The sequence below is a fragment of the Streptomyces sp. NPDC005722 genome, assembly GCF_040630935.1.
Classification (GTDB): Bacteria; Actinomycetota; Actinomycetes; order Streptomycetales; family Streptomycetaceae; genus Actinacidiphila.
This window is the reverse complement of record NZ_JBEXYN010000004.1, coordinates 348,434-372,446: the sequence shown is the minus strand read 5'-3', so window position 1 is coordinate 372,446 and position 24,013 is coordinate 348,434. Positions and strand designations below refer to the sequence as shown.

The following is a 24,013-nucleotide window of genomic DNA, read 5'->3' as shown; positions in this document are numbered from 1 at the left end:
GGACCGCCACCGCGAACCCCGCGGACGCGTGCACGGCACGCTGAGCCCTGTCCGCCCGCGCGGTCAGCTCACCCCGTCAGCCATCCGACCCCCTGACCGTCGCAGCACGTCCGTGCGCGCCGGCGCGGCCGCCCGCCCAGAGGACGGCACCCCCGACCGGTATCCGGCCCCGGGACGCGGGCCGAGGCGTGGCCGCGGCCGAAATGCGGTTGCCCGGTGGGGGCGGGGCGTCCAGACTGCGCGGGTGCTGATTCGACGCGAGACCCCCGACGACGTCCCTGCCGTACAAGCACTCACCGGGGAGGCGTTCGCCTCGGCTGACCGTCCCGTTCCCGTCGAGGTCACGCTGCTGGCCGAGCTGCGGAAGAGCGACGCCTGGCTGCCGGAGCTGTCCCTGGTCGCCGTGGACTCCGACGGGCAGAGCGTCATCGGCCACGTCGTCTGCACGCGGGCGCACGCCGGGGGCACTCCCGTGGTGGGTCTCGGCCCGCTGAGCGTCGCGCCGGAGCACCAGCGCAAGGGCGTCGGACTGGCCCTGGTGCACACCGCTCTGGGCGCCGCGGACGCCCTCGGGGAACCGCTGGTGGCGCTGCTGGGCAGCCCGGACTACTACGGCCGGTACGGCTTCCGGGCGAGCACGGACTACCGGATCACGCCGCCCGACCCGGCCTGGGGGCCGTACTTCCAGGTGCGCCCGCTGTCCAGCTACACCCCGTCGGTGAGCGGGGCGTTCCGCTACGCGGAGCCCTTCGACCGGGTCTGAGCGCACCGCGGCAGCCACGCGGGCACGGCCCGGCGGTACGCCTCGTACTCCTCGCCGTGCGCGGCGCGCAGCGTCGGCTCCTCGTACCAGCGGACGAACGCGGCGACGGTCAGCCACACGGCGGCCGCGTAGAGGAGCAGGACGGGCCGCAGGAGCAGCAGTCCCTGCCCGGCGACGAGCGCCACGACGGCCAGGTACATGGGGTTGCGGACCCGGGCGTACGCGCCACCGGTGACGAGGCGTTCGGTGGGGGCGACGGGCGCGGGCGTGCCGCGGCCCTCGCGTACGAAGCGGGCGAAGCCGTGCAGGAGCACCGCCGCGCCAGCGAGGGCCAGCAGGCCGCCGGCCGCCCGTACCGGCCAGGGGCCGTCGCCGGACGCGTAGCGGGTGAGCCACCAGGGCACGAGTCCCGCCACGACGCCGGGTGCCGCGAAGAGGAAGACCGCACTGCCGAGCGCGGCCGTGGACCGTCTCATGCCTTCATGGTGCCCGCCGGCGGCCGTCCCTGATCCGTCTTGGCGGCGCGGATGTGCCCGTACACGTGGGCGCGCAGTTCGGCGAAGCGCGGGTCGGAGCGGGTGATGATCTGGTCGCGGTCGTGCGGCAGGTCGACGTGCAGGTCCTCCTGCACGACCGTGGGCGCGGCGGAGAGGACGACGACCCGGCGGGCGAGGTAGACGGCCTCGTCGATGTCGTGGGTGACGAGCATCGTGGTGATGCCGAGGCGGTGCCAGAGGCCGAGGAGCAGGTCCTCGAGGTCGGCGCGGGTCTGCGCGTCCACGGCGGCGAACGGCTCGTCCATGAGCAGGACCTGGGGCTCATAGGCGACGGCCCGGGCGATGGCCACACGCTGCTGCATGCCCCCGGACAGCTGCCAGGGGTGGGCGGAGCCGGCGTCGGCCAGGCCGACGGCGGCGAGTGCCTGTTGCACGAGGGCGGTGCGGCGCGGACGCGGCACGCGCTTCTCGCGGAGCGGGAGTTCGACGTTCTGGCTGACCGTGAGCCAGGGGAAGAGGCTGCGGCCGTACTCCTGGAAGACCACCGCCATGCCGGGCGGCGGCCCGTCCACGACGCGCCCGGCGAGCCGGACCTGGCCGGCGGTGGGCGTGAGGAGTCCTGCGACGCACTTGAGCAGGGTCGTCTTGCCGCACCCCGACGGGCCGACGACGCAGACGAGTTCGCCGCGCTCGACGCTGAGGTCGATGCCGCGCAGCGCCTCGACGACGCGGCCCCGGCCCTCGTACACCTTGCGCAGTCCGGTGATCTCAAGCATGTGTCTCCCGTTGGTGCCAGTGCAGGACCCGCCGTTCGAGGACGCGGAAGGCGAGCGAGAGCAGGAAGCCGACCAGGCCGAGCAGCACGATGCCGCTCCACATCTCGGGGATCTGGAACTGCCGCTGGAACAGCACGACGCTGTGGCCGATGCCCGAGGTGCTGGCGAACATCTCCGCGATGACCATGAGGATGATGGCGATGGACAGCGCCTGCCGCAGTCCCGCCATGATCTGCGGGCTCGCGGCGGGCAGCACGAGGCGCCGCAGCCGGGCCGGGCCGCGCAGCCCGTAGACCCGCGCGGTGTCGGAGAGCACCTCGTCCACGGCGCGGACGCCCTCGATGGTGTTGAGCAGCACCGGCCAGATCGCGCCGGAGACGATGACGAGGACCTTCATGGCGGTGTCGAGACCCGCGACCAGCATGATCAGCGGCACGAGCACGGGCGGCGGGATCGCCCGGAAGAACTCCAGGGCGGGTTCGGTGGCGGCCCGCAGCCGGCCCGAGAGGCCGATGGCGGCACCGAGAGCGACGCCAAGCAGCGCGGCGAGCACGTACCCGGCGAGGAGCCGGGCGAGGCTGGGCAGGACGTCGTCGCCGAGGCGGGCCGTGAACCACACGTCGCCGAAGACGGCGGCGATCCGCTGCGGCGACGGCACGTAGAAGCTGGGCCGCCACACGCTCCACGCCCACCAGCCGAGGACGAGGAGGACGGGCAGCCCCAGCACCCGCAGGGCGCCCAGCATCAGGCGCGCGGTACGGCTCATGCGGGCGCCTCCCCTCGGACGGAGGGGTGCCAGGCCAGCAGCCACCGCTCCAGACGGCGTACCGCGAGGTTGACGACCACGCCGATGATCCCGGCGAGGGTGATCAGGGCGTACACGGTGGCGACGGCGCCGCCGGACTGGGCGAGCTGGATGCGCAGCCCGAGTCCCGGGCTGCCGATGACCAGTTCGGCGGTGACGGCGAGGATGAAGGCGACGGAGGCGGCGAGCCGCAGGCCGGTCATGACGTACGGGAGCGCGGTGGGCCAGACGAGCCGGCGCAGCGTCGTCCAGTGGCCGAGCCGGTAGGAGCGGGCGGTCTCGCGGGCGACGGGGTCGACGTCGGCGACGCCGTACAGCACCTGGATGAGCACCTGCCAGAACGCGGCGTAGACGACCAGCAGGAGGCTGGAGCCGAGGTCGGCGCCGAAGAGCAGGGTGGCGAGCGGGATGAGCGCCACGGAGGGGATGGGGCGGAGGAACTCCACGGTGGAGGCGGTGGCGGCGCGGGCGCCCGGGACGGCGTCGATGAGCGTCCCGAGCACGACGGCGAGGACGAACGCGATGCCCAGGCCCAGGGCCCAGGCGCTCATGGTGTCGCCGAGGGCCGACCAGAGTTGGCGGGTGGTCAGTTCGCGGCCGAGGGTGCGCAGGATCTCGCTCGCCGGGGGCAGGTAGTCCCGGGACACCCAGCCGAGTCGCGGGACGGCCTCCGCGATGCCGAACAGCACCGCGAGGCCGGCCGCTCCGTACGCGGCGTCGCGTCCCCTCATGGCAGGAGGGCCGCCAGGTCGGCGTCCTTGGTGAGCGTCCCGTCCTGGCGGGCGTCGTCGGCGACGGTCTGCACGGAGTCCCGGTTGATCTCCGTCGGCCACTTGGGGAGCTTGATCGCGGCGATCGCCTCGGCGGGGATCGAGGTGTACGACTTGAGCGTCTCGCGCACGGCGTCGGGGTGCGCGTCCGCGTAGGCGAGGGCCTCGTTCATGGCGGTGGTGAAGTCCTTGACCAGCTCCGGGTCCTTCTGGAGCGTCTGCTGCGTGGTGAAGTACATGGCCACGGTGAGGTCCGGGGCGGCGTCGGCGTAGGGCCAGGCGACGGCTCGGGCGCCCTGGCCGGTTGCCTGGGTGACGAAGGGCTCGACCTCCCAGATCGCGTCGACCCGGCCCTTGGAGAGGGCGGCCGGCATGTCCGGGAAGGGCATCTCGACGAACTCGACCTTGGAGGCGTCGCCGCCGTCCTTGCGCACGGCGGCGCGCACGGTCGTGTCGCCGATGTTCTTCAGCTGGTTGACGGCGACGGTCCGGCCCGCGAGGTCCTTGGCGGACTTGACGGGGCTGCCGGCCGGGACGAGGACGGCGCTGTAGTCGGTGTCCCGCTCGCCGGTGGAGGCGACGCCGTTGGCGACGACCTTGAGCGGGAGACCCTGCTGCTGGGCCGTGAGGAGGGAGGTGGTGTTGGCGAAGCCGAAGGCGAACTGGCCGCCCATCACGCCGGTGATGCTGGCGGCGCCGCCCTGCACCGAGGTGATCTTCGCGTCGATGCCGTGCTTCTTGAAGAAGCCCTGGCTCTGGGCGAGGTACACGGGCGCGGTGTCGACGATGGCGATGGCGCCGACCGTGACGCTCCGCGTGCCTCCGCCACCGGAGGAGCCGCCCTTGCCTGCGGGGGCGTCGGAGTCGCCGCAAGCGGTGAGTCCGGCGGCGAGGAGCGCTGCCGCCGTCAGGAGCAGGGGAAAGGTGCGACGCATGGGCACTCCCTGATCTGATCAGTTCCGTTCGCACAGTGAACTGTCGTTCATTGGGTGGCGCGCCAAGTGACGGTAGGGGCGTGGCGCGGCCGCGTCAACGGATCGCACAACGGCCGGCCGATGTCAGCCGTGTCGCGGACGGGAAAGCAGGGGTGCAGGGGGCGCGAGAGGTGTCAGTCTGCGGAGAAAATCACGGATTGAGTGGATTTACCCCTGGTGGTCGGCTTGCGCCCTGAGTAGATTGGGATGTGGCCTACGGGGCGAGCGAGGGAGTCCGGTAGCACCGGAGCCGGAGCAGGGAGCAGCGGCTTCCACCGGAACCGGGATCAACGGCCGGGCTGAGAGGCTCGAAGGTCCGGGAAGAGGATTGAGACCGGAGAGCGACCCCTAGCACCTGATCCGGACCATGCCGGCGAAGGGAGTCCCACCTCGTAGGTCGTGGAACTGCAGCCGGTGAGCCCGCGCGGTGAGCGCGGGCTCTCTTCGTGCTCCGGCCGCCGTCAGAGGGCGCTTCCCGCCCGCCAGTCCGCCCAGCTCGCGTTCCAGGCGCCGTAGCCGTTGTTGACCTGGACGGTGTCGGTGGAGTGGACGACGGTCACCGGGTCGCCCGGTGACACGTGCTCGTAGAACCACTTCGCGTCGGCCGTGCTCAGCCCTATGCAGCCGTGACTGCCGTTGACCCGGCCGAACTTGCCCTCGTTCCAGGGCGCGGCGTGCGCGAAGGTGCCCGACGTGGTGAGCCGGACGTCCCACTTCACATCCTTCAGGTTGTAGGCCTCGGGGCCGAAGATGCGCACGGTGCTGGAGTTCATGGTGATGCTGGGCGTCTTCTCCAGGACGACCATCGTGCCGTTCCACGTCTCGAACCCGGGCTTGCCGGTGGAGACGGGGAGGGTGCGCAGGACCTCGCCGCCCCGGCGCAGGGTGAGGGTCTTGCGGGCCGTGTCGACGGTGGTGACGACCGACTCCCCTATCCGGAAGCGGACGACGCGGTTCTGCGTGCCGTAGAGACCGCCGCCCGCGTCGACGCCGTCCAGGTCCATGCGCAGGGTGACCTGGGTGCCGGGCTTCCAGTAGGAGCGCGGACGGAAGTCGACGCGGTCGCGGCCGCTCCAGTCCTTCATCCAGCTCCAGGCGCCGTCCACGGCCGGGTCGGCGCTGACGCCGAGCTTGCGCTCGACGGCCGCCCGGTCCTGTATCGGCTTGTTGAAGACGATCGACACCGGCATGCCCACGCCGACCGTGGTGCCCTTGTCGGGGTGGTACTCCCCCACGAAGGTGCGCTTCGGCTCGGCGGTGGTGAAGGTCGTGTGCTCCGTCAGCCGCTTGCCGTCGGAGGCGGTGGCGCGGACGAGGACGTCGTAGGTCACCCCAGGGGCCAGCCGGCCCGTCGAGGTCCAGTTCTCCTTGGACGACGCGAGCGTGCCGCGCAACGGCCCGGGGCCGGGGGCGGTGACTCGTACGGAGTCGATCCGGGCGGCGGTGGCCCGCACGGTCACCTTGCGGTCGACGGGCACGGCGCGCCCGCCGGAGGCGGGGGCGACGGCGATGGCGGGCCGTGGCTCCGCGGCGTGCGGCCCGCCGCCCCCGGAGCCGCTGCACGCGGACAGCGTCGCGGCGACGGCCAGGGCGAGTGTCGCGGCTCCGGCGCGCAGGTTCCTCCTGCGGTTCCGGGTCCGGTCGTTGGTCATGTGACGGCTCTCCTCCCCTGTCGAGTCGTACTGTCCTCCTGCCCGCACCCGTGGGGGTCCACCACGTGCCGGCAGTGTCAACTCTGCGTGCCGGACGACTCCGTGGCGTCACCGTTCCGTAGCAGGCGTGTACGCGCGGAACCCGGGTCCGGCCCGGCCCCGTGTTCCGCGGCAGCACGGCCGCGTGGCCGCGTGGCCGCACGGCAGGCCCGAAGACCCGGGGGGACGTCATGGAGCGCAGGAACACGAGGCGGGCCGCGATCGCGGTGGCACTGGCGGCGACGGCGGCGGTGCTGCTGACGGGATGCCAGGGGGAGGACGACGTCGCGGGCGGGACGCCCTCGCCGTCCGCTCCCTCGTCGGCCGCGCCGTCCCGCAGCGCGGGGGACACCGTTCCGGTCTCCAGCACGACGCCGGTGCCCGGGGGTTCGGGGGGTTCGGGTGGCGCCGGGGGCTCCGCGTCCTCCACCGGTTCCGGGGCCCCGGCCGGCGCCGCGGCCCACTGCGGCGCGGAGGACCTGGAGGCGACCGCGGCGCGGCAGGCCGCCGACCGACCGCAGGGAACGGGCACCGGCGCGGCGGTGATCGGGTTCACCAACACCTCGGGCGCCCCCTGCGTCCTCGAGGGCTTCCCGACGGTGGCCGGGGCGGCCAACGGCTCCCCGGAGATGAACGTGCCGTTGACGGTGCGGCACACCGGTGCGCCCGCCCCCGTCACGCTGGCGCCGGGCGGTCGCGCCTGGGTCAAGCTGACGTTCCACCAGGTGCAGGGCGAGGGCGAGGGCGACGGCTACTGCGACTCGGGCGAGGCCCCGGTGCAGTACCCGACGTTGGTGCTGGGCCTGCCCGGCGGGGCGGGCAGGCACCAGGTCGCCCTGGACGACGGGGTGTTCGCCGAGTGCGACGGCGTCGTCGCCGTCACCGCGCTCTCGGCCACCGAACCCTCCTGAGGCCGGGGGTCCCGCCCCGGGGTCAGCCGGCCGTCGCTGCGGCTTCCACCGTGAGGGTGCCCGCGTCCGCGTCCAGCACGGCGGGGACACCGAGCGGCACGGTCAGGCTGGTCTCGCAGTGCCCAAAGCCCAGCTCCTCGACGACCGGGACGCCGAGCCCGCCCAGCCGGTCCAGGAGCACCGCCCGCACCTGCTCGTAGGGGCCGCACTCCCGCCAGGAACCGAGGGCGACGCCGGCCACCCCGTCCAGCCAGCCTGCCCGCAGCAACTGGGTCAGCATCCGGTCGATCCGGTACGGCTCCTCGCCGATGTCCTCCAGCAGGAGGATGCCGCCGGGCACGCCGGGCCGCCCGTCCGGCGTGCCGAGACCGGAGGCGAGCAACGCCAGGCACCCACCGACGGTGACACCGCGTGCCGTGCCGGGGACGAGCGCGCGGGCGGTCGGCGCGCCGAGGACACGCGTGCCCTCGGGCTCGAAGAGGGTGTCCCGCAACTGTGCTCGCGTGGGCTCGTCCTTGAGGAAGCCGTGCGCCGCGACCATGGTGCCGTGGAGGGTGGACAGGCCCAGCCGGACCGCGAACGCCTCGTGCAGCGCGGTGATGTCGCTGAAGCCGAGGAGCGTCTTGGGCCCGGCCGCCCGCAGCGCGTCCCAGTCCAGGAGGTCGCTCATGCGCTGGGTGCCGTAGCCGCCGCGCGCACAGAGCACCGCGGCCACCGACGGGTCGCACCAAGCCTCCTGGAAGTCGCGGGCGCGGGCCGCGTCCTCTCCCGCCAGGTAGTCGAAGGTGGGGTGCCGGTCCAGGACGTGCGGCGCCACCACGGGATCGAGGTCCCAGCCGCGGAGGATGTCGAGCCCCGCGTCCAGGCGCTCCCGGGGCACGGGTCCGCTGGGCGCGACCACGGCGACCCGGTCGCCGGGGACGAGGCGGCGGGGGCGGATGAGTGGGACGAGCGGTGTCACTTGGTGAGCTCCAGAGGTGCTACGGCGGGCGGGGTGAAGCCGAATACCTGCCCGTACAGGGCGAGTTCGGCCTCCAGACAGGTGATCATCGTGTCCTCGCGGCGGAAGCCGTGGCCCTCGCCCTCGAAGGTGAGGTAGGCGTGGGGGATGCCTCGCCCCGTGATCCGCTCGAGGAACCGCTCGCACTGCACGGGCCGGCAGATCACGTCCTCCAGCCCCTGCAGCAGCAGGAAGGGTACGGCCAGCCGGTCGGCCCGGGTGACCGGCGAGCGCTCCCGGTAGCGCTCGGGGACCTCGGCGTAGGGCCCGACGAGCGAGTCGAGGTAACGGGACTCGAAGTCGTGGGTCTCACCGCCCTGGGCCCAGCCGGTGAGGTCGAGCAGCGGGTACTTGATCACGCCGCAGGCGTACACGTCGGTACCCGTGAGGGAGGCCGCGCTCGTCCAGCCGCCCGCGCTGCCGCCGCGGATCGCGAGCCGCTGCCCGTCGGCCGTCCCCTCCTGCGCCAGCGCCCGCGCGACGGCGGCGCAGTCCTCGACGTCGACGACCCCCCACTGCTCGCGCAGCCGCTCGCGGTAGGCGCGCCCGTAGCCGGTGGAACCTCCGTGGTTGACCTCGACGACGCCGATCCCCCGGGAGGTGAAGTAGGCGATCTCCAGGTCGAGCACGAGCGGTGCCCGGCTGGTGGGACCGCCGTGCACCCAGACCACGTAGGGCGGCAGCTCTCCCTCGGGCGCGGCGAAGTAGGGGTTCGCCGGCGGATAGAGCTGGGCGTGGATCTCCCGTCCCCCGGGCCCGGTGAAGGTGCGCTCCACCGGGTCGGGCAGGAACTCCGGCGGCACGGTGTCGTGGTGGGCGGCACCGATGACACGGGTCCGCCCCGTACAGGTGTCGAGCTCCAGGACCTCGAAGGACGTGCGGGCCGAGGCGGCCACGGCGACCACCCGGGTGCCCTGCGTCGCCAGCGCCGCGGTCCACTCGCTCCACGGTCCCGGCACGTCGGCCAACTCGCCGGTCGCCGGGTCGAGTATCCCCAGGCGCTGGGCGCCCTTGCCGTGCAGCACCGCCAGCGTTCCGGAGGCGAGCGGTGCGAACCACCTCGCCCCCATCTGCCAGCCGGGTCCTGCGAACTCCTCCTGCGCCGGCCGCAGGTTGACCGCCTCTCCGGTGGCCGGGTCGACACGGTGCAGGTTCCACCAGCCGTCACGGTCGGTGGCGGCGATCAGGGTGCCGTCGGGTGTCCACTCCGCCTGGGCGACGGACTCCGCGGGGCCGCCGAGGATCGTCCGGGCCGGGCCGAAGGTGCCGTCCGGACCGACGGCGGCGTGCTGGAGCTCCGTTCCGTCCCAGGGCATCCGGGGGTGGTCCCAGGCGATCCACACGACCTGCCGACCGTCCGGTGAGAGGCGCGGCGCGGTCACGAAGTCGTGCGAGTCGTCGGAGAGTTCCCGTACGGCCCCGCGGTCCTCGGCGGCCGAGCCGTCGAGCGGGACGGCGGCGACGACCCGCCGTACGTCGCTCGGCCCCTCCCCGGTGAACTCCTCCAGCACGCACCACACCTCACCGCGGTCCGGATGGATCTGCGGATCGGCCCAGCGCAGCCCGTCGCCGACCGGCGAGAGCGGGGTGAGCGGCCGCGGAGAGGCGCCGGGCGCGTCGGGCTCGTAGGCGTACAGCCGCTGGTCCGGGAAGTGGGAGAAGACGATCAGCGGTCCCGCGCCGGGACGGTCGGTGCCCGCCCAGGCCCGGCCGCCGTACTCGATGACACGGGTGCGGACGTTCCACGGCGCGGGCAGCGGGCTGCCGACCGTGCCGTCCGCGCGACGGCGCACCAGGGCACGGCGGCCGCCCTCGGCCGGGCGGGGTTCGGTCCACCACACCTCCTCGCCGACGAACGCGGGGAACTCGGGGCGTCCGTCGTGGGAGGCGGCGGTACGGGCGTCGACCGGCGACTCCCAGGCACCGTAGGGGGCGATGATCGGGGCGCGCGTCATCGGGCTGCTTCCTCGGTCGTGTCCTGCCGGCCCAGCATGAACCGGTCGAGTACGCGGACGCCGAAGTGCAGTCCCTCCACCGGGACCCGCTCGTCGACGCCGTGGTACATCCCCGCGTAGTCGTAGCCCTCGGGCAGCTTCAGCGGAGAGAAGCCGTACCCCGTGATGCCGAGCCGCGAGAACTGCTTGGCGTCGGTGCCGCCGCCCATGACGTAGGGCACGACGTGGGCGTCCGGGTCGAAGTGGATCAGGGCCTCGCGCATCGCGGCGTAGACCGGCGCGTCGAGAGGGGCCTCCAGCGGGATCTCGCGGTGGTGGAACTCCCAGTCCACGTCCGGGCCGGTGAGTTCGTCCATGGTGGCCGCGAACTCCTCGTCGGCGCCGGGCAGGACCCGGCCGTCGACGTAGGCGACCGCGGTGCCGGGGATGACGTTCACCTTGTAACCGGCCTCGAGCACGGTCGGGTTGGCGCTGTTGCGGATCACCGGCTCCACCAGGGCGGCGGCGGTGCCCAGCTTGGTGAGCAGGGTGTCGACGTCGTCGAAGTCGGGCTCGACCTCGTGCAGTGCGGCCAGTTCGGACAGTGCCGCCCGCACGGTGGGGATGATCCGCACCGGCCAGTGGTGCTCGCCGATGCGGGAGACGGCCGCGGCGAGCCGGGTCACCGCGTTGGTGCGGTTGACCTTGGAGCCGTGACCCGCCCGGCCGTGCGCCGTGAGCTTCAGCCAGGCCGTGCCGCGCTCCCCGGCCGCGACCGGGTACAAGCGCAGCCCGGGCCCGGCGTGGAAGGTGAAGCCACCGGACTCGCTGATGCCCTCGGTGCAGTCGCGGAAGAGTTCCGCGTGCTGCTCCACGAGGTAGGTCGCGCCGTAGGTGGCGCTGTCCTCCTCGTCGGCGGTCAGCGCGAGCACGATGTCCCGCTCGGGACGCAGGCCCCTCCGGGCCCAGGACCGCACGGTGGCGAGCACCATCGCCACCGTGCCCTTCATGTCGACCGCGCCCCGGCCCCAGACCACCCCGTCCCGGACCTCGCCGGAGAAGGGGTGCACGCTCCAGTCCTCGGCCTGGGCGGGCACGACGTCCAGATGACCGTGGACCAGCAGCGCGCCCCGACCCTCCCCGGCGGGTGAGGTGCCCGCGATCCGCGCCACGACGTTGGCCCGGCCCGGCGCGGACTCCAGGACGCGGGCCTCGATCCCGGCCTCGTCGAGCAGGCCAGCGGCGTACTCCGCCGCGGGACGTTCGTTGCCGTCCCCGCCGCCGCGGTTGGTGGTGTCGATCCGGATCAGCTCCGAGGTGAAGCGGACCGCCTCGTCCAGTGCCCGGGTGTCAGCCATACTGCTCCTCCACAGCTGCCGAGACGAGGGTGGTCACGGCCTTGTAGCAGCGGATCCCCTCGTACATGGTCGGTGAGGTGTAGGAGACGCGGCGCTCGCCCGTGCGCTCCACACCGGGCACGATCGCGGCGGCTCCCGCCAGGTGCGCCGCGTCGAACTCGACCTCGATCGTGAACGGCCCGCCCCGCACGGGCTCGTGGCGCACCGCGAGCGACGCGGCGTCCTTCGCGGCGGCGCGGATGTCCGCGGCCGTGCGCGCCGGCGGCCGGCACACGGCCGCGTACCGCGACACGTAGTCCTTGACGGCGACCGTGCGCGCGGCCGGCGCGTAGTCCCGGGCGTCGACGCCGGTCCGGTCGTCCCCCGTGACCAGCACGACGGGCACCCCGTACTCGGCGGCCACCAGCGCGTTCAGCCGTCCCTCGCTCGCGGGCGGGCCGCCGTCGACCCACACGCCGGTGATGGAGTTGGGGAGGTAGGTGTGGGCGAGCACCCCTTCCGTCCCCGCGCCCGTGTGGAACCCGACGAAGGCGATGCCGTCCACGTCGCCGTGCTGCACGCCCTCGACCATGGAGAGGTCCTTGTGGCGTCCGGTGACCATCTCGGCCCGCTCGTCCAGCTGCTCCAGCAGCAGGTTCCGCATCGACCAGTGGGCCTCGTTGACCAGGACCTCGTCGGCGCCGCCGTCGAAGAAGCCGGCGATCGCGGCGTTCACGTCGGACGTGAACAGGTGCCGGAACCGCTGCCAGCCCTCCGTGCCGGGCAGGACGTCACCGGGCCAGGTCACCCCGGTGGCGCCCTCCATGTCCGCGCTGATCAGGATCTTCATGGCATGGAACGTTACGCAAAGTCACCGCCCCGCACCAGGCCCCCGCCCCGCCTGTGGAAAACTTCAGTGGCCCAGACCGGTGGCGGTCAGCGCGCACCCCCTGCCACCAGCCAGTTCGTCGGCACCTCGAACCGCGAACCGTCCGCCCGCCGCTCCGTCGTCACGAGCGGGACCTCACCGCGCGCGAGCACCTCCATCCCCGCCTCGCGGAAGAGCTCCGCGACCGTCCCGTCGGGCATCTCGGCCGGCGCGATCCCGTGCGTGAAGATCGCCGCGAGCTTGGCGGGCGGGCCGCCCGGCCGCTGCGCGAGTCCCGTCAGCACGTCCTTCGCGGACGCCGCGGGTTCGTCGGCGAACACCCGGCCGCGCCCGCCGGTCAGCACCGCGATGCCCTCGACCACCGGTGCGCGTTCCGCGGGCGGGCACTGGTGGAGCACTCCGCGCATGTACACGTTCACCTCGCCCAGCTCCTCGGCCAGCCGCCGGACCGCCTCGGGGTCGGCCGCGTCGAGCTGCCGGTACTCCGCGACGCCGCCCGGGTCCTGGTGCCGCGCGTGGCCGATCGCGGCCGCCGCGAGGTCCACCCCGACGGCCCGGCCGTACCGCCCCGCGAGGAAGCGGGTCTGGGTGCCGTTGCCGCAGCCGAGGTCGACGACAGGCAGCGACGGGTCGAAGTGCTCCTCGAAAAACGGGAGGTGGGCCGCCGCGGTGACCTCCGCCTCCGCGTCCCAGAACGCCGCCCCCGGTTCTCCGGGGGCGTCCCGCCAGAAGCCCTCCCACGCCTGCAGATTCGTGCCGGTGACGTCCATGCGATCTCCCCAGGTCCACGTGTCCGTCGCCGCGGACCGCTCCGGCCGCGCGGCCGAAGCCCCGTCAGGGTCCGTGCTACAGGCGGTGCCCGGCGCGGGCAAGCCTGCGGGTGGAAGTCGTGACCTGGTGTTCGCTACGTTCGAGGACCCGCCGGGATCCGACCGCCGCGTCCCGCGGCCGGCCGCCACGGCAGGGCCTGCTCGAACCAGACCGTCTTGCCCTGTGCCGTACGGCTCGCGCCCCACCTGCGGGCGAGCCGGCTCACGATCCGCAGGCCCCGCCCCGACTCGTCCTCGGGTCCGGCGCCCACCAGGACGGGCACCGCGTGGTCGTCGTCCGAGACCTCGCACAGCAGCGCGTCGGTGCGGACCAGGCGCAGCTCGACGTGCCGGGAGTGCGCGTGCCGGACGGCATTGGTGACCACCTCGCCGACCATCAGCTCGGCCGCCTCCGCGGCCTCGTCCAGTCCCCAGCGCTCCAGCGCGCCCCGGGTGAGCACGCGGGCCCTGCCCACCTCGCGGGGGTCGAGGGCGAGCTGCCAGCTGACGACGTCCTCACGGGGGATGCCGTTGAGCCGGGCCATCAGCAGGGCCACGTCGTCCTTGCGGCCGCCCGGCGGGTTGAGGGCGCGGATGATCGTGTCGCAGGCGTCGTCCATGGAGGCCGCAGGGTGCGCCGCGCTCTCGCACAGCGCGGCGAGACCGGCCCCGATGTCCTGCCCGCGCACCTCGACCAGCCCGTCGGTGCACAGCACGAGCCGGTCACCGGGGCGGACGGCCACCTGGACCGTCTCGAAGGGCACGCCCCCGATGCCGATGGGCGCGCCCGTCGGCACGTCGAGCAGTGCGCTGCGGCCGTCCTCCGCGCGCACCAGCACGGGCGGGATGTGCCCCGCGTTGGCGATGTGCAGCTCGGACCGGATCGGGTCGTACACGGCGTACAGGCACGTGGCGAGGTAGTGCTCGCCCAGGCGCTGCGCCAGGTCGTCGAGGTTGCGCAGCAGCTGCGCCGGTGGCATGTCCAGCGCGGCCATGGTCTGCACGGCGGTGCGTAACTGGCCCATCATGGCGGCCGCGTTGAGGCCGTGCCCCATGACGTCGCCGACGACGAGGGCGAGCCGGGAGCCGGGCAGCTTGATGGTGTCGAACCAGTCGCCGCCGACGCGCCCCAGCCGGGTGCCGGGCAGGTAGCGGGTCGCCACGTCGCACCCCGGCATGCGCGGGGTGATCTGCGGCAGCATGCTGTCCTGCAGCGTGTCGGCGACGTTCTCCTGGTAGGTGTACATCCGGGCGTTGTCCAGGACGAGCCCGGCGCGGGCGGCGAGTTCGGCGCCCGTGACGCGGTCCATGTCGTTGAACGGCGGTCGCTCGCCGTGCCGCAGCAGGATCATGAAGCCGAGGACGACGTCGCGCGCCTTCAGCGGCACCACGAGCATCGACCGCCCGGTGATCAGCGGACGGATGTCGCGCTTCTCGAACTGCGAGGCGATCGCCTCACCCATGGGTTCGGTGATCCTGGGCACCAGCACCGGCCGGCCGCTCGTCATGCACTGGAAGAACGGGGTGTGCTCGGGGAACGGCATGGACTCGCCGACCGGTACGACGTCGTCCCAGCGGCCGGGCTCGTCGGTGTGCTCCAGGGCGGCCCGGTACCACATGGTGGTGACGTCGGGCGGCCCGTCGGGGAAGCCCTCGCCCGCCAGCACCTGTTCGCGCAGGTAGGTGCCCGCGACGTCGGTGAAGCGGGGGACGACGGCCGCGCTGACCTCGCGGATCGTACGGGTCAGGTCCAGGGAGCTGCCGATGCGCCCGCTGACCTCGTTGAGGAACTCCAGGCGCTCGCGGACGGCGGCGTACTCCAGGTCGGGCTCGAGCTCCTCCGGCGCGGTTGCGTGCGGCGCGGCGGCGGCCTCACGGGCCGCGCGCTGCCTGCGGGCCCTGCGTTCCTCGCGCCGGGGCACACCCCAGTCGGGGGTGACGGGCACCCGGTCGTGCCGGCTGATCTCCAGCACGGGGTAGCCGAGTTCCAGCACCTGGGAGACGATCCGCCCGCTCTCGGCGACGCTCATGCTCGGCAGGATCTCCGGGAGGCGCTTGGCAAGCCCGTCCGCGCCGGGGAACTCGGTGTGCAGCGCGAAACCTGGCGCGATCCGCTCGGACTCCCCGGGCGGGGAGTCGTCCTCGCCGTGCACCAGGGCGGCGTCGGCGGCCAGCACCAGCAGGCGCTCGGGACCGGGACCGACCAGCGGGTAGGCCCACCACAGGACGTCGGCCGGGACGCCCCCGGGGTCGGGGTAGGGCCCCTGGTTGAGCCGGGCGCGTCCGGCGGTCGGGTAGGAGGTCGCCCCGCTCAGCGGGGCGTCGAGGCCGGCTCCGTCCGGCGACCCGGGGCCGTCCGGGCCGGGCTCCTCGCCGAGCGCGCCGGAGACGGGCAGCAGATCGACGGCCGCGCGGCCGACGGCCTCCTCCCGGGTACGCCCGAAGAGCTTCCGCGCGCCGGTGCTCCAGTGCGAGACGTGCCCGTCGCCGTCGACCACGACCACGGCGAGGGGGATGCGTCCGGTGAGTACGGTCCGCTGCTCCGGCAGCGCGGCGCGGCTCCCCTCCCCCGGTGGAGTGCGACGTTGCATGACGCGTCCGGCTCCTTCCCCTGCGGCGCCCGGATCCCGACCGAGGCCCGGAGGTGGTCGGCCCCCGGCGCAAGATCTGCGGCTCCGCAACCACGGTACGACCGACACCGGGTGCCGCGTAGGGCATTGGACGAATCCGGTGTGCGCCCGCGCCCCGCCGTGGATGCGCCGGAGCATGCGCGGGCGCACACACAGGCACTGAAGGGCCGTCAGGGGAGGGTCAGTCCTCGTGTCCCAGGTGCACGTCGCGTTCGGTGCGCTCGCCGCCGCTGAGCCGCAGCACGGTGGCCACCGGCGGGTATCCCGAGGCCACGACCGTGTACTCGCCCGCCGCCAGGTCGACGAAGCGGAAGACGCCGTCCGGGCCGGTCGTCACGGTGTCCTGGACGTTGCCCGCCGCGTCCAGCAGGGTGACCCGGGCGTCCTCCACCGGGCTGCCGCCCGGGCCGCGCACGGTGCCGCGCAGCAGCGCGCCGCCCGCGAGTTCGACGTCCTGCCGGGTCTCCCGGGCCGCGTGCACCGACACCGGCAGCGCCGCGGGCCGGTAGGCGGGGGCGTTGGCGGCGAGCGTGTACTCGCCCGCGACGAGGTCGCTCAGGACGTAGTCGCCGTCCCTCCCCGTGCGGGTGGTGGCCACCACGTCGCCGCGGGAGTCGGTGAGGGTGACGGTGGCCTCCCGTACGGGCGTGCCGTCGGCGGTGCGCACGGTGCCCGCCAGCCGTCCGGCGCCGCCGAGCACCACGTCGAGCTCGACCGGGCGCTCCCCGACGGTCACGCTGACGGCCTGGGGCTGGTGCCCCCCGGCGGCGGCGATCAGCACGTAGCTGCCGCTGCCCGGGGTGCTCAGCGCGTAGCGCCCGTCCTCGCCGGTGGCGCCGCGCCCGATCTGGCGGCCGGTCACATCGATGAGGGTGAGCGCCGCCCGGCCCACGGTGCTGCCGTCGGCGTGCTGGACGGTGCCGCACACCGGGACACCGACGGTCTCGGCCTTGCGGGCGGTGGGGACGTGCTGGGTCACCAGGGGTTTCTCCTTGAGCAGGAAGGCGAGCAGGAAGCCGAGGGCGAGCACCGGCACCAGGTAGAGGAAGATCCGCGGCATGGCCTCCGCGTATGCGCTCACATAGGCGTCGCGCAGCGGCGCCGGCATCGCGTGCACCATGTGCGGGGTGATGGACTGGGGGTCCGGCAGGTCGACGCCGTCCGGCAGCCGGTCGGCGAGCCCGTCCGCGAGCCGGTTGGCGAACAGGGTGCCGAAGACGGCCGCCCCGACCGAGCCGCCGATCTGCCGGAAGAAGTTGTTGGCGCTGGTGGCGGTGCCGAGGTCGGCGGGCCGCACGGAGTTCTGCACGGCGAGGATCAGCACCGGCAGCACGAGCCCGATGCCCAGCCCCAGCACGCCCATGTAGACGCTGTACTCGACGCGTGGGGTGTCCCGCTCCAGCAGCGACAGCAGCCACATTCCGGCCACCGAGAGCGCCCCGCCGAGCAGCGGGAAGACCCGGTAGCGCCCGGTACGGCTGATCATGTGGCCGGAGACCACGGAGGCCAGGACGACGCCGAGCATCATGGGCAGCATCAGCAGCCCGGACTCGGTGGCGCTGACGCCGTTGACCATCTGCAGGAAGGTCGGGAGGTAGCTGGCGGCGCCGAAGAGGCCGACGCCGACGACGGCCCCGATCAGGGCGGAGACGGTGAAGACGCCGTCGCGGAAGAGCCGCAGCGGGATGACCGGTTCGACGGCGAACCGTTCCACCACCACGAACAGCACGGCGCAGACGAGCGTCGCCGCCCCCAGTCCGACGATCACGTCCGAGCGCCAGGCGTACGTCGTGCCGCCCCAACTGGTCAGCAGCACCGCGCAGGTGGAGCCGGCGGCCAGCAGCAGCGCGCCCAGCACGTCCAGCCGGGGGCGCACGGCCGGACGCGGCAGTTTCAGCACGACGGCGATGACGGCGAGGGTCAAAAGACCGAAGGGCACGTTGATGTAGAAGCACCAGCGCCAGGAGGCGTGGTCGGTGAAGAAGCCGCCGAGCAGCGGGCCGGCCACGGAGGCCAGGCCGAAGGAGGCGCCGATCAGGCCCATGTAGCGGCCGCGTTCCCGGGGCGGGACGATGTCCGCGATGATCGCCTGGACGCCGATCATCAGCCCGCCGCCGCCGACGCCCTGGACGGCGCGGAAGGCGATCAGCTCGTCCATGGAGCGCGACCAGCCCGCGAGGGCGGATCCGATGACGAAGACGACGATGGCGAACTGGAAGACGCTCTTGCGCCCGAAGAGGTCGCCGAGCTTGCCGTAGATCGGCAGCCCCACGGTGGAGGCGAGCAGGTAGGCGGTCACGGCCCAGGACATCTTGTCCAGGCCGTGCAGTTCGCCGACGATCTTGGGGAGCGCGGTCGCCACGATCATCTGGTCGAGGGCGGCCAGCAGCAGGGTCAGCATGAGCCCGAGGAAGACCAGTCGCACCCTGCGGGGGCTCAGTCCGGGGACGGGCGCGTCCTGCTCCCGGAGCGCGGCGGCGGGTCGGTCCTCGGGGCCCGTGCCGGCGCCGGTCGCGTCCGTGAGGGTGCCGGTCTCCTCGGACAGGGTCGTCCCGGTGGTGCCGCCCATCTGCTACCGCTCCCCTCGTCGCGCCTGCCCTGCGACAACGATCAGGGGCGCCGGGGATGCGCCGGAGTGCGGCAGATCCACCCTTTCAAGTGACGTGCCCACCGGCGTGCGCCCGTCGGGCGACCGTCCGGCATGCCGGGCACGGCGTCCGGCACGTCAAAGGAGGCGGCCGGGCGTCGACCGGCCCCGGCCGTCTCCTTTGTACCGTCTGTTACTTCTCCGTCTCCGCGGCGAGCCGCGCGAGCACCGCGTCGTGGATGCGGTTGAGGCCCTTGGGCGCGAAGGTGCGCTCGAAGAAGCCGCCGATGCCGCCGGCACCGGTCCAGCTGCTGGTGACGACCGCCTTGGCGCGGCCCTCGCCGGCCGGGGTGACCGTCCAGGTGGTGACCATGGTGGAGTTGCGGTCGCTCTCGACCAGCTGCCCCGGGGTCGGCTCGGTCACCGCGAGAAGGCAGTCCCGGACGCGCTTCTCGGTCGCCTGCAGCCTCCAGTGCACGAGGGTGCCGGCGCCGCTGCCGCCCTCGCGCACCTCGTACTCGCTGTACTGCTCGGGAAGCAGTCGCTGCCGCGTGCCCGAGTAGTCGGCGAGCGCCGCGAAGACGCTCTCCGGGCTCGCCGCGATCTCGCGCTGCGTGGTGGCCTCGACCTGTGCCATCGCCGTCCTCCGTGGATCCGTGTGCCGTCGCCGACAAGCCAATCACCACGGCCGCGTGACCGCGAAATCGGGCCGCCCTCCCGGTGATGCGCCTCCTGACGACGGCTCCGGGACCGACCGGCGATGGGGCCGTAAATCACGTGCCCGGCGCGACGCGGCGCGTTATCGTCGACGGCATGAACGTCACCGGCCCCAGCACCACCGCGACCGCGCGAGCGACCAGCTCGCCGGTTGCCGCCGCCTGACGTACCTCCCTTCCTCACCACCGGCGACCGGGAACGGCCCGCCGGTGGTTTCGTGGTTCCCGCCCCGATCACGGTGCTCGTGCGGTCCCGTTGCCCGGTGCCTCCCCGCCTCTCCACGCGAAGGAGCACCCCCCGTGAACACCGAAGAGATCGTCCGCACGTTCGTCTCGTACTACGAGGAACGCGGCCACCGCCGGATCACCGGATCGACCCTGCTGCCGCCGCCCGGGGACCCCGTGCTGTTCACGACGTCGGGCATGCATCCGCTCACCCCCTACCTGGAGGGGCGTCCGCACCCGCTCGGCGGCCGGCTGGTCAACGTGCAGCGCTGTCTGCGCACCACGGACCTGGAGGAGGTCGGCGACCCCACCCATCTGACGGTCTTCGAGATGCTCGGCACCTGGTCCCTCGGCGACTACGAGGGCCCGCAGAGCCTCGACTGGGGCTACGGACTGCTCACCGAGGGATTCGGCATCGACCCGGGGCGGCTGCACGTCACGGTGTTCGGCGGCGACGACCGTACCGGACCGGACACCGCCTCCCTGGAGTCGTGGGAGAGGCACGGCGTCCCCGTGGAGCTCACGAGCGAGGAGAACTGGTGGTCCAACGGCCCGACCGGCCCGTGCGGCCCCGACTCGGAGATCTTCCTGTGGACCGGTGACACCCCGCCGCGGTCCACCCCCACGGGTGACGACCGCTGGGTGGAGGTCTGGAACCACGTGATGATGCGCCACCGCCGTCTCGAGGACGGCTCCCTTGTGCCGCTCCCCCGGCGCAACGTCGACACCGGCCTCGGCCTGGAACGGCTGGCCTCGCTGCTGCAGGGGCGGACGTCGGTGTTCGAGTGCGACGTCTTCACCCCGTGGCGCCGTCTCGTACCGTCCCTGTGGCCGCTGGACGAGCCGTCGCTGCGCCTGGTCTGCGACCACCTGCGGTCGGCCGTGGTGGTCATCGGGGACGGGGTGCGCCCGTCCCACACCGGCCGCGGCTACGTGCTGCGGCGGCTGGTGCGGCGGGTCCTCACCACCTTGTGGCGGGACGATCCGTCCCGCGGTCTCGGCGACCTGCCGCAGGAGCTCGTCCGGCACACCCTGGACCACTTCCGCCAGTCCGTGGACCCGGACGAACCGCGCCGGGTGCTGCTGGAGGAGGAACGGCGGTTCCGGGGACTCCTGGAGCGTGGCCGTCAGGTACTGGCCCGCCCCCGGTTCCGGGGTCCGCTGGACGAGGAGGACCTCCGCTACCTCCACGACACCCACGGCCTGCCGCGCGACCTCGTCCTGAGCCTGCGTCCGCGGTGACGGCGGAGGTCCGGCCGGGCCCCGGGCGGCGTCGCAGCCGCCCGGGGCCCTCCGTCACGACCACTCACGCACGGTGAAACCCGGGAATCCCATGGATCCCCCTCGACGCTATTCGCTCAGATGTTCTATTCTCGGGAGGAGAGCAACGAAGGAGGCGGCATGAGGTGGGACAACCTGAGCCGCGACACGGCGGCGACCACACCCGCGCTCTTCGGCGTGGACGCCGTGACCCGTACGTTCGACACCCCCGAGTTCCGCGGGATCACCTTCCACGAGGTGCGCGCCCGCACGATCGTCAACCGCGTGCCCGGCGCGTCACGGATGCCGTTCGAGTGGACGATCAACCCCTACCGCGGCTGCAGCCACGCCTGCGTGTACTGCTTCGCCCGCAAGACGCACACCTACCTGGACCTCGACAGCGGCCTGGACTTCGACTCCCAGATCGTCGTGAAGGTCAACGCGCCGGAGCTGCTCCGCCGCGAGCTGGCCTCGCCCCGCTGGCGCGGCGAGCACATCGCCATGGGCACCAACGTCGACTGCTACCAGCGCGCGGAGGGCCGCTACCGGCTCATGCCCGGCATCCTGGCGGCGCTGCGCGACCACGCCAACCCCTTCTCGATCCTCACCAAGGGGTCGCTGATCCTGCGCGACCTGGACCTCCTGGTGCAGGCCTCCCAGGTCACCGACGTGTCGACCGCGGTCTCCGTGGGGTTCGTCGACCGGGAGCTGTGGCGCACCGTGGAGCCGGGCACGCCGTCGCCGGCGAAGCGGCTGGAGGTCTGCCGCACCCTCAACGAGCACGGCATCCCCTCGGGCGTCCTGATGGCGCCGGTGCTGCCGTACCTCAGCGACTCCCCCGAGCAGTTGCGTGAGACGGTCCGGGCGATCGCCGGGACGGGCGCCACGTCCGTCACCCCGCTCGTGCTGCATCTGCGCTCCGGGGCGAGGGAGTGGTTCATGGCCTGGCTCTCCGTGCACCACCCGCGGCTGATCCCCCGCTACAAGGCGCTGTACGCGGACGGCGCCTACGCGCCCACCTGGTACCAGCGCCGCATCACCCGCCAAGTGCACGAATTCGCCGCGGAGTTCGGGATCGGTCCGAGCCGCCCCGCAGCGGCGCGCCGGATCGCCGCACCCGAGGAGGACACCCCGGGGCCACCCGCCGTCGCCGCCGAACCGGCCCAGCCGACGCAACTGACCCTGATCTGATCCCACGAAAAACGGGTGCCCGCCGGACCCGGTCCCCCTTAACGTCGCGGCCATGACGGTTGTGAGGGTGATGACCCGCGACGACATCGACGCCGTGGCGGCGGTCCGCGTCCGGGGCTGGCAGGCGGCCTACGCGGGGATCGTGCCGCATTCGTACCTGGACGCGATGGACGTCGCGGCGGAGGCGGAACGCCGCAAGGAGTGGTTCGACGCGGGCGGCAGCCAGGTGGACAACCTGGTCGCCACGGACGGCGACGAGGTGACCGGCTGGGCCGCGCTCGGCCCGTACCGGGGCGAGCCTGACGACGCCGTGACCGGCGAGCTGTACGCGATCTACGTGCACCCCGACCGGACCGGCCGGGGCACCGGCCGCGCGCTCATGGACGCCGTCCGCGCCCGCGCGCACGAACGCGGCTTCCGCAGCCTGCGGCTGTGGGTGCTCGCGGACAACGCACAGGCGCTGCGCTTCTACGAGCGATCCGGGCTCGCGCCGGACGGCACCGACCAGACCGAGATGTACGACGGCGTCCCGCTCAGGGAGCTGCGGTACGCGACGGATCTGGCCTGAAGCGCCCGGCGAGTCGGCGCGTCGCGGCACTCGGTGCCTCGTCCCGCGCCGAGGCCAGTACCTCCGCCGCCACCGGGTCGCCGGACCGCACCAGGGCGCGGACGATCCGCCGGGGATAGGGCGGCGCCAACAGCCCGACGAGGGCTGCGGTCGCGCGGGGCTCGGCCTCGTAGCGGGCCAGGCCGCGCGCCGCGGCGGAGCGCACCTCCCCGTCCCCGTCCGACGCCGCCGCCGCCGCCGCGAGCAGCGTGGAGAGCGCCTCCGGGCCCCCGATCCGGCCGAGGGAGTCGACAGCCGTGGCACGCAGGCGGGGATCACCGGCGGCCCGGGTCAGCACCGGCACCGCCCGCGCGTCCCCGAGCCGTCCCAGTTCCTCGACGCAGCCGGCGGCCGCCTGGCAGGTCGTCCGGCCCTCGTCCAGGAGCCAGGCGAGGGTGGACGTGAGCGCGGGCAGCGACTCCGGCGCCCGCAACCGCCCCAGCAGGCGCACGGCGGCCAGGGCGTAGGCGATCCGCAGCCGGTTCGTGGCGAGCGCGGCGGCGGCGCGTGCGGTCCGGGGATCGCCGAGCCGGGCGAGGGCTTCGGCCGCCGTGACGTTGCGGATGCCGTCGCGGTGGTTCAGGAGCAGCACCAGGGTCTCGAACGCCCTCCGGTCGCCGGCCCGGCCGAGCATCACGGCGGCGATCTCCCGCTCCTCCAGGGAGCGCGACGGCTCGGTCAGGACGGCGGCGAGCCGGTCCCGGGCCGTGGGGTCGTCCAGCCGCCCCAGGGCGACGAGCGCCGCCGAGGCCACCCCTTGGTCCGGGTCGCCCGCCGCCGCGAGGAACAACTCCAGGTGCGCCGGGTCCCGGTCGCACCCGAGCAGCGTCAGGGCCGGCCGCCTGACGCGGGGCGCCGCCTGACCGGCCTGGCGCAGCAGCATGGGCACGCAGACGGCGGGTAGTACGGGCTCGGTCCCGGACGGCCTGCGCCACGAGGGCAGGTGCCGGCCGATGACGATGCGACTGACGGTGTCCTCGATCAGCCCCGGATACCACGGCGGCTCCTCGGGGGCGAGTACGGCGAGCAGGCCGAAGAGCGGTCCCGTCGCCTCCAGGGGGCGCTGCACCGCCAGCGCTTCCAGGGCGTAGCGGCGCCCCTCCTCCGTGCCGCGGGGAAGCATGACCAGCAAAGGCGGGACGGCGGTGACCTGCCCGCCCGCGACGTCGAGGCGCGCCCGTTCCGTGGGCCCCAGCCAGGGCCGCACCATGGCGGCGGCGTCAGGGGAGGCGGCGAGCCGCCGCAGATAGGAACCGCGTTCCTCGCGGCGCCCCTGGGCGGCGAACTCCAGCAGGCCCAGGACACGGCGCGGTTCGCCGCGCCCGCGCAGCCGCGCGACGTCCGTCTCCCCGGCCCTTACGGCCTCGTACAGCCGGGCCGCGCGCCGCGCCGCGTGACCGGCGCCCCCCTGCACCCGTTCCACGGTTCCCCCTCTCCCCCGTGCGCTCACCCTAATGGCGCGCTCATCTGTGGGAGGCGTAAATCACATGGGCGGGAGGGCTGGCGCCGAGGTTACTCACCGGTTACCCTCTAACCAACGCACGTGGCGGCCTGGTGACGCAGCCGCTTGTGCGGCCGTTGTCGGTTCGGCACCATCGCGGCGCAGCCCCGGGACAGGGCTCGCCGGTTCTCACGCGGGTA

At 73.6% G+C, this 24,013-nt stretch carries 20 protein-coding genes; 5 read left to right on the top strand and 15 right to left on the bottom strand.

The genetic code is table 11. The annotated features are described in order from the left end of the window. The first annotated feature begins 244 nt into the window (after positions 1-244). Positions 245-763: a GNAT family N-acetyltransferase gene (locus tag ABZ479_RS07680; RefSeq protein WP_500460570.1), complete on the top strand. Its 519-nt coding sequence runs from the start codon at positions 245-247 to the stop codon at positions 761-763. Here the strand turns inward: ABZ479_RS07680 and ABZ479_RS07675 are convergent. The 6 genes from ABZ479_RS07675 to ABZ479_RS07650 all read right to left on the bottom strand — a co-directional run bounded on the left by ABZ479_RS07675 (position 736) and on the right by ABZ479_RS07650 (position 6,237). After that, positions 736-1,239: a methyltransferase family protein gene (locus ABZ479_RS07675; RefSeq protein ID WP_500460569.1), complete on the bottom strand. Its 504-nt coding sequence runs from the start codon at positions 1,237-1,239 to the stop codon at positions 736-738. The two genes, ABZ479_RS07680 and ABZ479_RS07675, sit on opposite strands and share 28 nt — an antisense overlap. Continuing rightward, entirely contained in the window at positions 1,236-2,036 is an 801-nt protein-coding gene (locus ABZ479_RS07670) for an ABC transporter ATP-binding protein (protein ID WP_500460568.1), read from the bottom strand. Before ABZ479_RS07670 ends, ABZ479_RS07675 begins: the two co-directional genes overlap by 4 nt. Then, positions 2,029-2,802: an ABC transporter permease gene (locus ABZ479_RS07665; protein WP_500460567.1), complete on the bottom strand. Its 774-nt coding sequence runs from the start codon at positions 2,800-2,802 to the stop codon at positions 2,029-2,031. Before ABZ479_RS07665 ends, ABZ479_RS07670 begins: the two co-directional genes overlap by 8 nt. Beyond that, entirely contained in the window at positions 2,799-3,572 is a 774-nt protein-coding gene (locus ABZ479_RS07660) for an ABC transporter permease (protein WP_500460565.1), read from the bottom strand. The genes ABZ479_RS07665 and ABZ479_RS07660 overlap by 4 nt, the downstream gene beginning before the upstream one ends. Continuing rightward, positions 3,569-4,546 (bottom strand): ABC transporter substrate-binding protein, encoded by a 978-nt coding sequence (locus tag ABZ479_RS07655; RefSeq protein ID WP_500460564.1) that lies wholly within the window; start codon positions 4,544-4,546, stop codon positions 3,569-3,571. The genes ABZ479_RS07660 and ABZ479_RS07655 overlap by 4 nt, the downstream gene beginning before the upstream one ends. Before the next feature lie 500 nt (positions 4,547-5,046). Continuing rightward, entirely contained in the window at positions 5,047-6,237 is a 1,191-nt protein-coding gene (locus tag ABZ479_RS07650) for a L,D-transpeptidase (RefSeq protein ID WP_500460563.1), read from the bottom strand. Positions 6,238-6,467: 230 nt separating this feature from the next. Here ABZ479_RS07650 and ABZ479_RS07645 point away from each other — a divergent pair, with 230 nt between their 5' ends. Beyond that, positions 6,468-7,187 carry a DUF4232 domain-containing protein gene (locus ABZ479_RS07645; RefSeq protein ID WP_500460562.1) on the top strand — a complete coding sequence of 240 codons (720 nt, stop codon included), beginning with the start codon at positions 6,468-6,470 and terminating at the stop codon, positions 7,185-7,187. 22 nt (positions 7,188-7,209) lie between these two features. On the opposite strand, the gene ABZ479_RS07640 is transcribed toward ABZ479_RS07645, so the two are convergent. The 8 genes from ABZ479_RS07640 to ABZ479_RS07605 form a co-directional block, all read right to left on the bottom strand. Then, positions 7,210-8,148 carry a S66 peptidase family protein gene (locus tag ABZ479_RS07640; RefSeq protein ID WP_500460561.1) on the bottom strand — a complete coding sequence of 313 codons (939 nt, stop codon included), beginning with the start codon at positions 8,146-8,148 and terminating at the stop codon, positions 7,210-7,212. Next, complete coding sequence (locus ABZ479_RS07635) at positions 8,145-10,142, bottom strand: dipeptidyl-peptidase 5 (RefSeq protein WP_500460559.1); 1,998 nt, start codon at positions 10,140-10,142, stop codon at positions 8,145-8,147. The genes ABZ479_RS07640 and ABZ479_RS07635 overlap by 4 nt, the downstream gene beginning before the upstream one ends. Further along, a complete protein-coding gene (locus ABZ479_RS07630; protein ID WP_500460557.1) occupies positions 10,139-11,479 on the bottom strand; it encodes a M20/M25/M40 family metallo-hydrolase in 1,341 nt (446 codons plus the stop codon). The genes ABZ479_RS07635 and ABZ479_RS07630 overlap by 4 nt, the downstream gene beginning before the upstream one ends. Beyond that, on the bottom strand, positions 11,472-12,308 hold the full coding sequence (locus ABZ479_RS07625; RefSeq protein WP_499601385.1) for a M55 family metallopeptidase: 837 nt from the start codon (positions 12,306-12,308) through the stop codon (positions 11,472-11,474). Before ABZ479_RS07625 ends, ABZ479_RS07630 begins: the two co-directional genes overlap by 8 nt. Before the next feature lie 86 nt (positions 12,309-12,394). Further along, positions 12,395-13,117: a class I SAM-dependent methyltransferase gene (locus tag ABZ479_RS07620; RefSeq protein WP_500460555.1), complete on the bottom strand. Its 723-nt coding sequence runs from the start codon at positions 13,115-13,117 to the stop codon at positions 12,395-12,397. A gap of 134 nt (positions 13,118-13,251) precedes the next feature. Next, a complete protein-coding gene (locus ABZ479_RS07615; protein ID WP_500460554.1) occupies positions 13,252-15,747 on the bottom strand; it encodes an ATP-binding SpoIIE family protein phosphatase in 2,496 nt (831 codons plus the stop codon). 220 nt (positions 15,748-15,967) lie between these two features. Then, positions 15,968-18,355, bottom strand: coding sequence for an MFS transporter (locus ABZ479_RS07610; protein ID WP_500460553.1), 2,388 nt, complete (start codon positions 18,353-18,355; stop codon positions 15,968-15,970). Positions 18,356-18,566: 211 nt separating this feature from the next. Further along, positions 18,567-19,010, bottom strand: coding sequence for an SRPBCC family protein (locus ABZ479_RS07605; protein ID WP_500460552.1), 444 nt, complete (start codon positions 19,008-19,010; stop codon positions 18,567-18,569). A gap of 379 nt (positions 19,011-19,389) precedes the next feature. Here ABZ479_RS07605 and ABZ479_RS07600 point away from each other — a divergent pair, with 379 nt between their 5' ends. The 3 genes from ABZ479_RS07600 (at position 19,390) to ABZ479_RS07590 (ending at position 22,333) form a co-directional block, all read left to right on the top strand. Then, on the top strand, positions 19,390-20,556 hold the full coding sequence (locus ABZ479_RS07600) for an alanine--tRNA ligase-related protein (RefSeq protein ID WP_500460551.1): 1,167 nt from the start codon (positions 19,390-19,392) through the stop codon (positions 20,554-20,556). Positions 20,557-20,715: 159 nt separating this feature from the next. Beyond that, on the top strand, positions 20,716-21,765 hold the full coding sequence (locus ABZ479_RS07595; RefSeq protein WP_500460550.1) for an Rv2578c family radical SAM protein: 1,050 nt from the start codon (positions 20,716-20,718) through the stop codon (positions 21,763-21,765). A gap of 52 nt (positions 21,766-21,817) precedes the next feature. After that, entirely contained in the window at positions 21,818-22,333 is a 516-nt protein-coding gene (locus tag ABZ479_RS07590) for a GNAT family N-acetyltransferase (protein ID WP_500460549.1), read from the top strand. Here ABZ479_RS07590 and ABZ479_RS07585 read toward each other — a convergent pair. Further along, complete coding sequence (locus ABZ479_RS07585) at positions 22,299-23,795, bottom strand: HEAT repeat domain-containing protein (protein WP_500460547.1); 1,497 nt, start codon at positions 23,793-23,795, stop codon at positions 22,299-22,301. The genes ABZ479_RS07590 and ABZ479_RS07585 overlap by 35 nt on opposite strands. Positions 23,796-24,013: the final 218 nt, after the last annotated feature.

Excerpts from the sequence above, each read along its gene's own strand:
- ABZ479_RS07655 (WP_500460564.1), bottom strand. The coding sequence starts at position 4,546 with ATGCGTCGCACCTTTCCCCTGCTCCTGACGGCGGCAGCGCTCCTCGCC.
- ABZ479_RS07675 (WP_500460569.1), bottom strand. The coding sequence starts at position 1,239 with ATGAGACGGTCCACGGCCGCGCTCGGCAGTGCGGTCTTCCTCTTCGCG.
- ABZ479_RS07590 (WP_500460549.1), top strand. The coding sequence starts at position 21,818 with ATGACGGTTGTGAGGGTGATGACCCGCGACGACATCGACGCCGTGGCG.
- ABZ479_RS07630 (WP_500460557.1), bottom strand. The coding sequence starts at position 11,479 with ATGGCTGACACCCGGGCACTGGACGAGGCGGTCCGCTTCACCTCGGAG.
- ABZ479_RS07635 (WP_500460559.1), bottom strand. The coding sequence starts at position 10,142 with ATGACGCGCGCCCCGATCATCGCCCCCTACGGTGCCTGGGAGTCGCCG.
- ABZ479_RS07610 (WP_500460553.1), bottom strand. The coding sequence starts at position 18,355 with ATGGGCGGCACCACCGGGACGACCCTGTCCGAGGAGACCGGCACCCTC.
- ABZ479_RS07625 (WP_499601385.1), bottom strand. The coding sequence starts at position 12,308 with ATGAAGATCCTGATCAGCGCGGACATGGAGGGCGCCACCGGGGTGACC.
- ABZ479_RS07605 (WP_500460552.1), bottom strand. The coding sequence starts at position 19,010 with ATGGCACAGGTCGAGGCCACCACGCAGCGCGAGATCGCGGCGAGCCCG.
- ABZ479_RS07595 (WP_500460550.1), top strand. The coding sequence starts at position 20,716 with ATGAGGTGGGACAACCTGAGCCGCGACACGGCGGCGACCACACCCGCG.
- ABZ479_RS07620 (WP_500460555.1), bottom strand. The coding sequence starts at position 13,117 with ATGGACGTCACCGGCACGAATCTGCAGGCGTGGGAGGGCTTCTGGCGG.
- ABZ479_RS07660 (WP_500460565.1), bottom strand. The coding sequence starts at position 3,572 with ATGAGGGGACGCGACGCCGCGTACGGAGCGGCCGGCCTCGCGGTGCTG.
- ABZ479_RS07615 (WP_500460554.1), bottom strand. The coding sequence starts at position 15,747 with ATGCAACGTCGCACTCCACCGGGGGAGGGGAGCCGCGCCGCGCTGCCG.
- ABZ479_RS07645 (WP_500460562.1), top strand. The coding sequence starts at position 6,468 with ATGGAGCGCAGGAACACGAGGCGGGCCGCGATCGCGGTGGCACTGGCG.
- ABZ479_RS07650 (WP_500460563.1), bottom strand. The coding sequence starts at position 6,237 with ATGACCAACGACCGGACCCGGAACCGCAGGAGGAACCTGCGCGCCGGA.
- ABZ479_RS07670 (WP_500460568.1), bottom strand. The coding sequence starts at position 2,036 with ATGCTTGAGATCACCGGACTGCGCAAGGTGTACGAGGGCCGGGGCCGC.
- ABZ479_RS07665 (WP_500460567.1), bottom strand. The coding sequence starts at position 2,802 with ATGAGCCGTACCGCGCGCCTGATGCTGGGCGCCCTGCGGGTGCTGGGG.